Genomic DNA, 12,340 nt, shown 5'->3' on the forward strand with positions numbered 1-12,340 from the left:
AGACATCAACCCTTTGTCGCGCCGGCGGTCAGGCCGGCGATGTAGTAGTCCATCAGGAAGGCGTAGATGACCAGCGGCGGAGCTGCACCGAGCAGCGCGCCGGTCATGATCTGGCCCCAGTTGAAGACGTCGCCCTTGATCAGGGTGGTGGTGATGCCGACCGGGAGCACGAGCTGGTCGATGGACGTCGTGAACACCAGGGGATAGAGGAACTGCGCCCAGGACACCGTGAATGCGAAGATGGTCGCGGCAATCAGGCCCGGCAGCGCGACCGGAATAAAGATCCGCGTCAGGGTCTGAAGCCACGAGGCGCCGTCGATGATCGCGGCCTCGTCGAGCTCCTTCGGGATCGAGGCGAAATAGCCGATCATGATCCAGGTACAGAACGGCACCGTCAGCGTCGGATAGACGAATAGCAGCACGTACCATCGGTTCAGGAGCGTGATGCCGGTGATGTCCTGAACCAGCGCCAGCATCTTGAACAGCGGGATGAAGAGGAGGCTGTCCGGGACCAGGTAGGTCAGGAACACGCCGGTCGCGAGCGTCGTCGAGCCCCAGAACTTCATCCGCGCGAGCGCGAAGGCCGCAGGGATGCTGATCAGCATGGTGACTATCACAACCACCAGCGACACGATGGTCGAATTCCAGAAGAACCGGAGGAATTGGTTCGACGTCAGTAGTTCGACATAGTTTGCCAGCGTCGGGTGGAACACCCACCACGGATTGGTCGCAGCCGAGATCTCCGCGCTGCTCTTGAGCGAGGTGATCACCATGTAGAGCGGCGGCGTCAGAAAGAAGATCGCAAACAGCACCAGGAAGAAATAGGACCAGCGCAGCGCCCAGGTACGGTCGCGGCTCATGCTGCCATATTTGACCTTGCGCCGGGGGCCGGCCTTGTCGATCGCTATTGTGCTCATCAGGATTCGTTCCCGCGTTTATTGACGTCGCGCAGGATGAAGATCGCTGCGACGGCGAGGATCGGGACCATGAACAGGGAGACGCTGGCGCCGAGCGGAATGTCGTTGCTCTCGATGCCGACCCGGAACGCATAGGTGGCAAAGATCTGGGTCTGGTCGAGAGGCCCGCCTGAGGTCAGGATGCGGACGATGTCGAAATTAGCGAAGGTGACGATCAGCGAGAACAGCGTCGTGATCGCGATGATGTTGCGCATCATCGGCAGCGTCACGTACCACATCTTCTGCCACCAATTGGCGCCGTCGATTGCGGCGGCCTCGTAGAGCTGGTCCGGCACCGATTTCAGCGCCGCCAGGTACATGATCAGGAAGAACGGCGCGCCGTACCAGACGTTGACGAGGATGACGGAAAAGCGCGCCCAGGCGGCATTGCCGAGCCAGTTGATGGGACCGATGCCGAAGAAGGAGAGCGTGTAGTTGAAGGCGCTGTAGGAGGGGTCGAACAGCCACAGCCAGGCGAGCGTGCTCATCGCCGGCGGGATCACCCAGGGCACCAGCAGCATGCCGCGCCATTTGCGCTGGCCCTTGGCCGGTATGTTGTGCACGAAATGCGCGACGATGAAGCCGATCAGCGCCTTGAAGAACACGGCGGTGATCGCGAAGATGCAGGACTGCTCCACCACCATCCAGAACGTCTCGCGCTTGAACAGGAAGGTGAAGTTGCCGAAGCCAACGAATTTTTGCATCGACTTGTTCAGCGTCGCGAGGTGGATCGAGAACAGGGCAGGGTAAAGCACGAACAGCGCGATCAGCAGGATCAGCGGCAGCGTCAGGAAGAACGCCACGGTCGATTTCCGCTTCAACGCATTGTGCAGGCCCGTCCGTTTGCGCGCGCTCGCCGTGCGGGCGACGCGACCGTCCTCAACGACGACATCGGCCATGTCAGTGTCCTTGGGTCAAGCTTCCTTGCGGAATGTCCAACGGCGGAGCCGGCACCCGCGTGTCGGCTCGATCTGCTCATTCCATCGAACGGTGGGGTGCCCTGGCGGCTCACGCGGGGATGCGTGAACCGCCGTGGCACACCCCGGCTTAGGTTCGCATGAAGCCTTCACACTCGCCTTCGCCCCAGGCGAGTGCGGTCTCCAACTTTTCGCCCTGCGCAAAGCGCAGCGCCATCTTGGTCAGCGTGGCCTGCGCGTAGATCTGCTGGGCGATCTTCGGCGGCGCCGGAGAGGCCGCAATCGACAGTGTCTGATGATTGTAGGGATTTGGATAGTGATAGAGCGTGCCCTTCGGCGGGCCTACCTCGGCCCAGGTCTTCAGCGTCGTCATCTTCGCATAGGCCGGCAAATCGTATCCGCCGCTCGCCGCGACGAACTTTTCGATCGATGATGGCTGTGACAGAAAAGCCAGAAGGCTCTTGGCCGATGCCTTGTTCTTGGAGAAATTCCAGAGACCCCAGAAATAGGGCAGGAACGGCGCATACCGGCCTTTAGGACCGGAGGGGAAGCCGTGCGTCCAGCATTGCTCGGCGACCTGCGGCGCGTCGCGCCTGGCGACCGCCCAGGCGCTCGGCGGATTCATGATGAGGGCGCCGCGGCCGGAGATCAGCCATTTGTTGTTCGAGGCGTCGTCCCAGGACGGAGCGTCCGGCGGCAGGAAGGCGATCAGCTTCTTGTAGTATTCGAGCGCCTGGCGAACCTCATCGGTCTTCACCGTGACATCGCCCTTGGCGTTGACGAGTTCGGCGCCGAACGACTGGAAGATGGCGCCCGCGGTATCGACGCTGTCGGTGGTCTCGCCGAGACCGATTCCGAATGGGAAACCTGCCTTCTGGCACGCTTCCGCCGCCTTCAGGAATGTATCCATATTCCAGCTATCGGCCTTGGGCGGCGCGCCGACGGGGTACAGTTCCTGGACGTCGATCCCCGCATGCTTCTTCATGAGGTCGATGCGCGAGCAGGGCCCCTTGATCTGGCTCCCCGGGGTTGCCGGGACCGCAAGCCATTTGCCGTTGGCCTTGCCGAGATATTTGACCGTGTCGTTGACCTCACCGTTCTGCTTGATCGCCTCCTCGACCACGTCGTTCACCGGTTCAAACTGCTCGGCATACGCATGCGGCCACCAGGTGTACATCTGAAGAATGTCGTGACCGGATTTGGCCTGCGCTTCGGCCGCGACCGTCAACTCGATCTTCTTGTTGTTGCTGGTGATGTAATCGATGGAGACTTCGACCTTCTCCTTTTCAGCCCATTCCTTGACCATGGCGGTGGAGGCGTCGTTGGCACCGGGCACCCAGTGGTCCCAGAAGCCGATCGAGAGTTTGCCGGCGGCGTAAGCGCCGCGGACATAGGGCGCTGTGATCAGCGCGGCGGAGGACATTGCAGTGGCGGCTACAAATTGACGTCGCGTCAGTGTCTTGCGTGACATCTCGTTTCCTCACCTGGATGTTTTATTGTTTTCGCGTTTCCTCTGGCATTCCGAGTTTTGTTTTTGATTTTTGTTCGCGTTTCTTGGTGCTACCGCCTCGCCGTGAAATCGCGCGAAGCGCAGCAAATTGGTAGCGCGATCAGATCATGATTGATCCCGTCTGTCGAGGAAGCCGAACGACTCGCCGTCTAGAACTAACGTTGCGTCCGGGAACGCGGCGGCGCCGTCTCGCGAAGCACACCCGGAGGTGAACCTCGGAGGCGCATTTTGCGACGCACACTTCGGGTCAAGGACCGCAGGACATCTCGTGCGCAATTACGCCGCAGTTTCGAATAAGCCTTCATAACCGCTTCGCGCCAAACAGTTTTCGGGCGTGGACAGCAATTGGCTGCGGCTGGACCGCGAAGCGGCGAAAACGATAGAGTTGCAACCGGCGGGTGGCCCCCACCCGGACAGGACAATCGGATCGACGATGGAGACCAGAATGATCAACCCGGCGCCGCCTGCGCGGCTTCACCTGCGGCGATGGTTCGCGCTGGGCTCCGTGCTCGCGGTGCTGCTGGGCGCCGCCGCCGTTGCGCAGGCGCAAGGCCTGGTCAAGGGCGTTCAGGATGGAGCCGCGGCCGGCAACAAGGCGGCCGGACCCGTTGGCGGCGTGCTGGGCGGTGCGATCGGCGGCGTGGTCGGTGTCTTCACCGGCGTGCTCGGCGTCAATAACCAGCCGGCTCCGGCTGCCAAGGACGCGAGCAAGGATGCCAGCAAGGACGCGAGCAAGGATTCCAAGCAGCCGGGCGCCGGCAAGGACAAGGGCGCCAAGGAGACCGCCAAGGCGGCCAAGGGCGCCAAGGCGAGCAAGGAAGCCAGGAATGCGCCGCAGGACAACAAGGACAATAAGGACGTCACCGTCCTCACCCAGCCCGGCGCGCCGCAACAGAGCGCCGAGCAGATCGTCGCCAACAGCGATTCCTATATCGAGCGGATCAAGACCGAGTTGAACCTGACGCCCGATCAGGAGAAGCACTGGTTCGGCTTCTCGAGCGCTATGCACTACCTGGGGCATAATGGCGCGGAGCGGCTCAACCTGCGGATCGCTCGCGCCAAGCGGGATCCGCCTGACGACATCATCGAGCAGATGCGCAACGAATCGCAATTCTTGATCGACCGCGCCGCCGACCAGCGCAACGTCGCCGATGCCGCCGAGCCGCTTTATTCGAGCCTCGACGACAAGCAGAAGCAGGTCTTCATCCAGGAGATGGTGCGCCTCAGTCACGAGCGCGGGCTGGATTAATCAAGTTGAATCCGATTGCGGGCGCCTGAATTAACGGCGCCCGCCACGAATTCGTGAATCCTCTCCGCATTTCGGATATGGTTAGCTTCGTAAGCTGACTGCGGGGTTGATATGGCGGACGGACTCTCCGTTTTCCTGGTCGAAGACGAGGCGTTGATCCGGATGATGATCGCCGACATGGTGGAGGAACTCGGCCATCATGTCGTCGCAGAAGCGGACAATGTCCGGGACGCGAGCGCCTTTGCGATGACCGCGCAATACGACTTCGCCATCCTCGACATCAACCTGAAGGGCCTCTACGTCGATCCGGTCGCCGACCTGATCGAGCGCCGCGGCAAGCCGTTTCTGTTCGCCACCGGCTACGGGCCGGAGCTGCTGCCGTCCTTGCTCCGGCGGCGGCCGATCCTGCGCAAGCCGATTTCCCTCGACCAGCTCAAGGTGATGATCGATTCGCTGTTTCCGGGCGCGGTCGCCAAAACTCCTCACTGAAAAGGCTCCTCACCGAGAAGGCGCCGTACCGAGATCGCCAACGAAAATGGCCGCCCGTGAGGGGCGGCCATTTGGCGAAAGAATGTCTCGTCGTCTCAGATCAGGCCGGCGCTGAGGTCGATGCCGCGCGCCATCACGCCGAACGAGGCGACCAGGCCCATGCAGCAGAACAGCAAGATGATCTTGAACGAAGAATCGGCAAAACGGGTTTCGACGGCGACCGGGATCGCGGCAAGCGAAATCATGCTCATGTTCATTCCCCCCTTTGTTGACCCCTGAATTGCATCAGGTAAGGGAAGCTCTTAGAGCAAAAAGTTTGACGCGAGCTTGCGAGGGATCGTTAACGGAATCGCAATCGCTCGCGTGTTTTCGCGAGCAGCGAGCGGTCCCGCAAGTCTCAGTTGCGGCCGTTCTTCAGCACGGTGGCGATGGTATGGGCCGTCATGGCGGCGCGATCAGAGGCGCGCTGCGCGGCCAGCCGGTCGCGGGCCTTTTCCTCGATCAGGAGCTCGATCAGGGCCAGCCGCTTGTCATCGTCGTCCGCCTCGGTCAGCAGGCGGTGATAGCGGTGATAGTCGAAACCGAAGTCCTGCTTACGCATGTCACGCCCCCGCAACTACGGGAATTGTTTCCCATCGGACACAGTCGGGCAAGCACGATCCTGCGTGGAACCGCGCCTTGGCTGCAATCAGCTGTGTATAGTTAACGGACTGGACGGCGTCGGAGCCGATCGCGGCTCATCAATCCGGATTGTGGTCGGCGAACATCTTCAGGCCGACGAAGCTCGCGTCGGGTTTCGTCACCAGCCTGGTCGGGATGTTGCGCAAATAGTCCTGGAAGCGTCCCTTGGCTTCGAAGCGCGCCCGGAACGCGGAGGCGGCAAGGAACTCCGGAAAGCGCGGCACGATCCCGCCAGCGATGTAGACGCCGCCACGGGCGCCGAAGGTCACCGCGAGATTGCCCGTGACCGAGCCGAGGATGGCGCAAAACATCTCCAGCGTCGCGCGGCTGAGTTCGCAACTGCCCTCCAGGGCGGCCTTGGTGATGGCGGCGGCGTCGCGGTGCGGCACCTGGGCGCCGTCGACCTCCGCCAGCGCCTCGTAGAGGCTTTGCAGACCGGAGCCCGAAAGCGCCCCGCGCTCGATGGAGACATGGCCGAAACGTCGGCGCAAGCACGCGATCACGCGTTCCTCGCGCTCGTTTTCCGCCGGCAAAGTGGCGTGGCCTGCCTCGGTGACGACCGCCAGCCGGGCGCCGTGGCGTTCGACCAGACAGGAGACGCCGAAGCCGGTTCCAGGCCCAACCACTAGCAGCGGTTCTCCGGGGAGGCCGTCCTGGCCCCCGAGCGGGATCAAATCGGCAGGCTTCAGGGCGGGCAGGGACCAGGCCACGACCTCGAAATCATTGAGCACATGCACGCTCTCGAAGCCGAGGGCCGGCTGGAGCTCGTTGCCGTCGATGACCCACGGACTGTTGGTCATGACGCAGCGGTTATTGGTCACGGGACCCGCGACGGCCAGCACGGCTCGTTTGGGCTGCTTGCCGCCGGACCGGCGCGCAAGGACGTCCGCGATGGCTTCCCGGACGGTCGGGAAGTCAGCGACCTTCACATAGTCGATGGGCCCGGCCTGGTCGCCGCTGTCCGATGCGCTTTCGCTCAGCGCAAAGCGCGCATTGGTGCCGCCGATATCGGCGAGAAGAATCTGTCCTGTCTTGCCGATACTCATGACCTTGTGGCTGCCGCGTCCTGCAGGCTCGCGGGAACCGTTCCCTCCGCTCCATCCGATCCGCAATTTGCGAACGTCTCTAGAATCCGTCCTCGGGTGAGCCTAGTCAACTCGGACAACGCCAAACCGTTGCATCCCAGGTGCGACGGGCGCGATATCGCCGCATGTGTCGATGGTTGCGAAGCCGCGCGGGAAGATCGACATTGGACGGAGCGTTCGGCGCCCGTCGCGCCGGACGGCTGGAACGGGACCTTGCGATGCAGATTTCCGACCGCGACGTGCTGCTGGTGATCGACGTGCAGAACGACTTTTGCACCGGCGGAGCGCTCGCCGTTCCCGGCGGCGAGAAGGTTGTCCCGGCGATCAACCGAATTGCCGCAAATTTCACCAATGTGGTGCTGACCCAGGACTGGCATCCGGGCGACCACGTCTCGTTCGCACCGAACCATGCGGGCAAGCAGCCGTTCCAGACCATCGAGCTCGACTACGGCACCCAGGTGCTGTGGCCGACGCACTGCGTGCAAGACACGGCGGGCGCTGAATTCCATGGGGAGCTTGAAATTACCAGGGCAAACCTCGTGGTGCGCAAAGGCTTTCGTCGCGGCATCGATTCCTATTCGGCGCTGTTCGAGAACGACCACCGGACGCCGACCGGGCTGCTCGGTTATTTGCGCGAGCGCGAGCTGAAGACCGTCTTCATCGCCGGTCTGGCGCTGGATTTCTGTGTTCGTTTCTCGGCGGAAGATGCCCGCAAGGCGGGGTTCGAGGTCGCCGTCATCGAGGATGCATGCCGCGGCATCGATCTCGACGGCTCGGTGGCCGCGACCCATCGGAGTTTTCGCGAGCGCGGTATTTCGATCGTCAGCCTGGAGGCCTTGCTGTGAGGACCTTGAGATAGTCATGGTGGAGAAGGGCGGCAAACCGCTGGGTGGATCGGATCGTCCTCCGGATGATCCGCTGCTATGGCCATTTGCGGCGGCGCGGCTCGCGATGGACGCCTGCTTCTGGTGGCTGGAGCGCGATCCGCCGGAACAGGACGCGAGCAATCTGCCGTGGACGACACCCAACACGGTCGGCTTGGAGCTTGCGACCATGCGCCTGCGCGATTGCACGCGGACGCAATCCGGCCAGCCGGCACTGGTCTGCGCGCCCTATGCGCTGCATCGGGCCCTGATCGCCGACTTCGCACCGGGCCACAGCGTGGTGCAGTCGCTGCAGAATGGCGGCATCGATCGGGTCTACCTCACCGACTGGCGCTCGGCCTCGCCGGACATGCGCTATCTCTCGATCGACAGCTATCTCGGCGATCTCAACGTCGCCGTTGACGAAATCGGCGCGCCGGTCGATCTCGTCGGCCTGTGCCAGGGCGGCTGGCTGTCGCTGCTCTATGCGGCGCGCTTTCCCGCCAAGGTGCGGCGGCTGGTGCTGGTGGGGGCGCCCGTCGATCTCTCGATCGATTCCGCGCTGTCCCGGCTAGCTCGCAATTCGCCTGAGGCGCTCTACGACCAGCTCGTGGCGCGCGGCGGCGGCAATGTCAGCGGCGACGAGATGCTGCGCTTCTGGACGAAGGCGCCGAGCCGCGACGACATTGCGGCGGCATTGCAGAGGGATCTCTCGGACGAGGAGGGCGCGGCACTGCTCGCGCGTTTCGATCGCTGGAATACCGAGACGCTCAACCTGCCCGGCACCTATTATCTGGAGATCGTCAACCGAATCTTCCGGGAGAATCGGATTGCCGGCGGCAACTTCACGGCGCTCGGCCGCGAGGTTGATCTGAGGGACGTCAAGGCGCCGGTCTTCCTGCTCGCCGGGCTCGATGACGACGTCGTGCCGGCCAGACAGGCGCTTGCGACCGCCGGTCTGCTCGGAACGCCGCCGGCCTTCATTGCCGCGGCCTCTGAGCCCAGCAATCACCTCGGCCTGTTCATGGGGGCGCGCACCCACGCCCATGCCTGGCCCCGGATCGCCGAGTGGCTGCGCAACGACCTCTCCGGAGTGCTGGCCCGCAGCGCCTGACCTTGTCGGGTGCCTTGGCCCGGCCGGGCCGGCGAACACGCAAATCCGTTATGCATGACGGCGGATGGCCTGCACGGGGCTCGGTCGATGGGTTACATATCATGGGGAACTGGCGGCTGCGGCCGCGACAAGATTAAGGGTACCGCGCTCGATGAGCTTCCACTCGATCTACGCCCACGGATTTGCGCGCGTGGCGGCCTGCGTCACCACCTCCCATGTGGCCGATCCCACGGCCAATGCGAAGGCGATTCTGGCGGCGGCAGGCGCTTGCCATGAACAGTCGGTGGCGGTTGCCGTGTTTCCGGAGCTGTGCCTGTCCGGCTACGCGATCGAGGATCTCGTCAAGCAGGACCCGCTGCTCGATGCGGTCGAGCGCGGGCTCGCCTCAATCGTCGAGGCCTCCTCGGCGCTGATGACGGTTCTGATCGTCGGCGCGCCGCTGCGCTTCGGTCATCGCATCTACAATTGCGCCGTCGTCATTCATCGCGGCAACGTCCTTGGCGTCGTGCCCAAGTCTTATCTGCCGACCTATCGCGAATTCTACGAGGGACGGCATTTCGCCTCCGGTGCCGGCGTGGCCGGAGAGACGATCGCGTTTGGCGGGCTGCATGCACCGTTCGGCGTTGACCTCCTGTTTGCGGCCGAGGATGTTCCAGGCCTGATCATCGGCGTCGAGATCTGCGAGGACATGTGGATTCCGGTGACGCCGGCATCCGAACTCGCGCTTGCCGGCGCCAGCGTGCTGATCAATCTATCCGGCAGCCCGATCACGATCGGTCGGGCGCGCTCGCGCGCACTGCTGTGCCAATCGACGTCGGCGCGTTGTCTTGCGGCCTACGTCTATTCAGCCGCCGGAGCAGGGGAATCGACCACGGATCTGGCCTGGGACGGCCAGACCTCGATCTATGAGAATGGCGTGCTGCTGGCCGAGGGCGAGCGGTTCCGCCAGGACGGCCAGATCACGCTGGCCGATGTCGATCTCGATCTGCTCAGGCAGGAACGCGCACTGATGGGCACGTTCGACGACAATCGCCGGCAACGCGAAGCCTTTTTCCGGAGGATCACCTTTGCCCTGAAGCCGCCGGCCACCGACGTCGGCTTCCTGCGCAAGATCGAGCGCTTCCCGTTCGTGCCGAGCGACGAAGCCCTGCTCGAGCAGGATTGCTACGAGGCCTACAACATCCAGGTCGCCGGCCTCGTGCAGCGCATGCGCGCGACCGGAACCAAGCGCGTGGTGATCGGCGTCTCGGGCGGGCTCGATTCCACCCACGCCCTGATCGTCGCCGCCAAGGCGGTCGACCTGCTCGGACTGCCGCGCAGCAACATCCTGGCCTACACGATGCCGGGCTTTGCCACCGGCAGCGAGAGCAAGACCAATGCACTGGCGCTGATGAAGGCGTTGCAGACGGAGTGGCAGGAGCTCGACATCCGCCCCACGGCGACGCAAATGCTGAAGGACATCGGCCATCCCTTCGGCAAGGGCGAGAAAGTCTACGACATCACGTTCGAGAACGTGCAGGCGGGCCTGCGGACAGACTATCTGTTCCGGCTCGCCAACCATCATGGCGGCATCGTCATTGGAACCGGCGATCTCTCGGAGCTCGCGCTCGGCTGGTGCACCTACGGCGTCGGCGACCAGATGGCGCATTATAATGTCAACGCCGGGGTGCCGAAGACGCTGATCCAGCACCTGATCCGCTGGGTGATCGCCTCAAAACAGTTCAGCGACGACGTCAACCGGACGCTGGCGTCGATCCTGTCCGCCGAAATCTCGCCAGAGCTGGTTCCGGTCAAGCCCGGCGAGAAGCCGCAGAGCACGGAAGCCTCCGTCGGGCCCTACGAGCTGCAGGATTTCAACCTGTTCTACACGCTGCGGTTCGGCATGCGGCCGTCCAAGATCGCGTTCATGGCGCAGCACGCCTGGAATGACGTCGCCAAGGGCGAATGGCCGCCGGCGTTCCCGACCGATAAGCGCAGGGCCTATGATCTGCCGGAGATCCGGCGCTGGCTGGAAGTGTTCCTGCGCCGCTTCTTCGCCTTCAGCCAGTTCAAGCGCTCGGCGATGCCGAACGGGCCGAAGGTTTCGGCCGGTGGCTCGTTGTCGCCGCGCGGCGACTGGCGCGCGCCGTCGGATTCAAGCGCGGCGGCATGGCTTGAGGATCTCGAGCGGAACGTTCCGAAGTGATTAGGCAAGACTGATCGGGCAGGGCGCCTCAAAACGACTTCGCGCCGCGCGGCTCATACAGCCGGCGGCGCGAAATTGCGTTCAATCTAGAAAGTTCCGAGGTCCGGAGTGCCTAGGAGTCCGGACCTCGTCACCTTGCCCCAGCCTTTGATCCCCCCGCCCCATGCGGTCCCCCAACCCCATGTAGCGCGATCAGAGGGTGATGCCCCTGGAAGGCCGCCGATCGATGCGCGCGATGTACGCGAAGTATCGTTAGGATTCCATTCCGTGTCACTACGGACACGAACGCGCTTGATGCTGCACGCTGGTGCATTCGTCCGCATCTGCTGCGATCACTGCTGCCTGAATTCGATGCAGGCGATCGGCGGGGATGTCCACATCAGCGCATCGCCGCGGCACCTGCATTTCACGGGCCTGTCACTTAACTGGTCTAGCGCTGCTCCCGTCATCGCTGACGGTCAAGGAGCAAGCCATGTCGAAGCCGGTGCTGGGCGCAGCATTGTCCATCAAATCGATCCCTGCTCACCGCGACTGGCTTCTGGAACGGCAGCGCGATCTCGAAATCCAGGATTTTTTCCGCGCGGATTTGCTCGACGGCGATTGGCGGAGTGCAGCCAGCGAGATCAAGCAGATGCTCTCGGGCCATACCGGCCGGCTCGGCATTCACGGCCCGTTCTGGGGCTTCAAGATCGACAGCCATGATCCCTTGATCCGCAAGGCGGTGACGAAGCGGCTGCTTCAGGGCCTCGATGCCGCGGAATTCCTCGGCGCGACGCAGATGGTGATCCATTCACCGTTCACGACCTGGGACCACAACAATCTCGACCTCTATCCTGATAACCGAGGCAATCTCGTCGAACGCGTCAAGACGACGCTTGCCGAGGTGATCGCGCGGGCCGAGACGATCGGCTGCGAGGTCGTCATCGAGAACATCGAGGACAAGGATCCGCGCGACCGCGTGCGCCTCGCCAAGGCGCTCGAAAGCAACAAGGTCCGCGTCTCCCTCGACACCGGCCACGCCAACTATGCCCACATCTCCACCGGCGCTCCGCCGGTCGATTACTACGTCGAGACCGCCGGCGACATGCTGACGCATGTGCACCTCCAGGACACCGACGGCTTTGCCGACCGGCACTGGGCGCCGGGCGAAGGCAACATCCCGTGGGTGGCCGTGTTCCGCGCGCTGGGCCGGCTGACCTCCAACCCGCGGCTGATCCTCGAACTCCGCAATCACGACGACGTTCGCGCCGGCGCAGCCCATCTGGCCGCGCTCGGTCTCGCTGAATAACCG

The 12,340-nt window shown here is 63.4% G+C and carries 12 protein-coding genes; 6 read left to right on the forward strand and 6 right to left on the reverse strand.

The features are described from left to right. Positions 1-5 precede the first annotated feature (5 nt). The 3 genes from AB7290_RS20895 to AB7290_RS20905 form a co-directional block, all read right to left on the reverse strand. A complete protein-coding gene (locus tag AB7290_RS20895; protein WP_071913823.1) occupies positions 6-917 on the reverse strand; it encodes a carbohydrate ABC transporter permease in 912 nt (303 codons plus the stop codon). Next, entirely contained in the window at positions 917-1,855 is a 939-nt protein-coding gene (locus AB7290_RS20900; RefSeq protein WP_085399008.1) for a carbohydrate ABC transporter permease, read from the reverse strand. The genes AB7290_RS20895 and AB7290_RS20900 overlap by 1 nt, the downstream gene beginning before the upstream one ends. A gap of 148 nt (positions 1,856-2,003) precedes the next feature. Continuing rightward, positions 2,004-3,344 (reverse strand): ABC transporter substrate-binding protein, encoded by a 1,341-nt coding sequence (locus AB7290_RS20905; protein ID WP_063983245.1) that lies wholly within the window; start codon positions 3,342-3,344, stop codon positions 2,004-2,006. A 484-nt stretch (positions 3,345-3,828) separates the two neighbouring features. Here AB7290_RS20905 and AB7290_RS20910 point away from each other — a divergent pair, with 484 nt between their 5' ends. Next, entirely contained in the window at positions 3,829-4,632 is an 804-nt protein-coding gene (locus tag AB7290_RS20910; RefSeq protein ID WP_085399009.1) for a Spy/CpxP family protein refolding chaperone, read from the forward strand. Positions 4,633-4,743: 111 nt separating this feature from the next. Further along, positions 4,744-5,121 carry a response regulator gene (locus tag AB7290_RS20915; RefSeq protein WP_028158777.1) on the forward strand — a complete coding sequence of 126 codons (378 nt, stop codon included), beginning with the start codon at positions 4,744-4,746 and terminating at the stop codon, positions 5,119-5,121. Positions 5,122-5,216: 95 nt separating this feature from the next. On the opposite strand, the gene AB7290_RS20920 is transcribed toward AB7290_RS20915, so the two are convergent. The 3 genes from AB7290_RS20920 to glk all read right to left on the reverse strand — a co-directional run bounded on the left by AB7290_RS20920 (position 5,217) and on the right by glk (position 6,848). Next, a complete protein-coding gene (locus AB7290_RS20920) occupies positions 5,217-5,372 on the reverse strand; it encodes a hypothetical protein (RefSeq protein WP_166096600.1) in 156 nt (51 codons plus the stop codon). Between the two features lie 146 nt (positions 5,373-5,518). Then, a complete protein-coding gene (locus AB7290_RS20925; RefSeq protein WP_014495215.1) occupies positions 5,519-5,722 on the reverse strand; it encodes a hypothetical protein in 204 nt (67 codons plus the stop codon). A gap of 139 nt (positions 5,723-5,861) precedes the next feature. Then, positions 5,862-6,848, reverse strand: a complete 987-nt coding sequence (gene glk, locus AB7290_RS20930) for a glucokinase (protein ID WP_085399010.1) — start codon at positions 6,846-6,848, stop codon at positions 5,862-5,864. A gap of 257 nt (positions 6,849-7,105) precedes the next feature. On the opposite strand from glk, the gene pncA reads away from it, so the two are divergent. The 4 genes from pncA (at position 7,106) to AB7290_RS20950 (ending at position 12,337) form a co-directional block, all read left to right on the forward strand. After that, positions 7,106-7,732 carry a bifunctional nicotinamidase/pyrazinamidase gene (gene pncA / locus AB7290_RS20935; protein ID WP_085399011.1) on the forward strand — a complete coding sequence of 209 codons (627 nt, stop codon included), beginning with the start codon at positions 7,106-7,108 and terminating at the stop codon, positions 7,730-7,732. 16 nt (positions 7,733-7,748) lie between these two features. Continuing rightward, positions 7,749-8,864 carry an alpha/beta fold hydrolase gene (locus AB7290_RS20940; protein ID WP_085399012.1) on the forward strand — a complete coding sequence of 372 codons (1,116 nt, stop codon included), beginning with the start codon at positions 7,749-7,751 and terminating at the stop codon, positions 8,862-8,864. Between the two features lie 151 nt (positions 8,865-9,015). Then, on the forward strand, positions 9,016-11,049 hold the full coding sequence (locus tag AB7290_RS20945; RefSeq protein ID WP_085399013.1) for an NAD(+) synthase: 2,034 nt from the start codon (positions 9,016-9,018) through the stop codon (positions 11,047-11,049). Between the two features lie 472 nt (positions 11,050-11,521). Beyond that, on the forward strand, positions 11,522-12,337 hold the full coding sequence (locus AB7290_RS20950) for a sugar phosphate isomerase/epimerase family protein (protein WP_063983251.1): 816 nt from the start codon (positions 11,522-11,524) through the stop codon (positions 12,335-12,337). Positions 12,338-12,340: the final 3 nt, after the last annotated feature.

The organism is Bradyrhizobium sp. 613_E4_N2_2, assembly GCF_052075995.1.
Lineage (GTDB): Bacteria > Pseudomonadota > Alphaproteobacteria > Rhizobiales > Xanthobacteraceae > Bradyrhizobium > Bradyrhizobium barranii.

Excerpts from the sequence above, each read along its gene's own strand:
- AB7290_RS20915 (WP_028158777.1), top strand. The coding sequence starts at position 4,744 with ATGGCGGACGGACTCTCCGTTTTCCTGGTCGAAGACGAGGCGTTGATC.
- AB7290_RS20925 (WP_014495215.1), bottom strand. The coding sequence starts at position 5,722 with ATGCGTAAGCAGGACTTCGGTTTCGACTATCACCGCTATCACCGCCTG.
- AB7290_RS20945 (WP_085399013.1), top strand. The coding sequence starts at position 9,016 with ATGAGCTTCCACTCGATCTACGCCCACGGATTTGCGCGCGTGGCGGCC.
- AB7290_RS20920 (WP_166096600.1), bottom strand. The coding sequence starts at position 5,372 with ATGAGCATGATTTCGCTTGCCGCGATCCCGGTCGCCGTCGAAACCCGT.
- AB7290_RS20950 (WP_063983251.1), top strand. The coding sequence starts at position 11,522 with ATGTCGAAGCCGGTGCTGGGCGCAGCATTGTCCATCAAATCGATCCCT.
- glk (WP_085399010.1), bottom strand. The coding sequence starts at position 6,848 with ATGAGTATCGGCAAGACAGGACAGATTCTTCTCGCCGATATCGGCGGC.
- AB7290_RS20910 (WP_085399009.1), top strand. The coding sequence starts at position 3,829 with ATGATCAACCCGGCGCCGCCTGCGCGGCTTCACCTGCGGCGATGGTTC.
- AB7290_RS20940 (WP_085399012.1), top strand. The coding sequence starts at position 7,749 with ATGGTGGAGAAGGGCGGCAAACCGCTGGGTGGATCGGATCGTCCTCCG.
- pncA (WP_085399011.1), top strand. The coding sequence starts at position 7,106 with ATGCAGATTTCCGACCGCGACGTGCTGCTGGTGATCGACGTGCAGAAC.
- AB7290_RS20905 (WP_063983245.1), bottom strand. The coding sequence starts at position 3,344 with ATGTCACGCAAGACACTGACGCGACGTCAATTTGTAGCCGCCACTGCA.
- AB7290_RS20895 (WP_071913823.1), bottom strand. The coding sequence starts at position 917 with ATGAGCACAATAGCGATCGACAAGGCCGGCCCCCGGCGCAAGGTCAAA.
- AB7290_RS20900 (WP_085399008.1), bottom strand. The coding sequence starts at position 1,855 with ATGGCCGATGTCGTCGTTGAGGACGGTCGCGTCGCCCGCACGGCGAGC.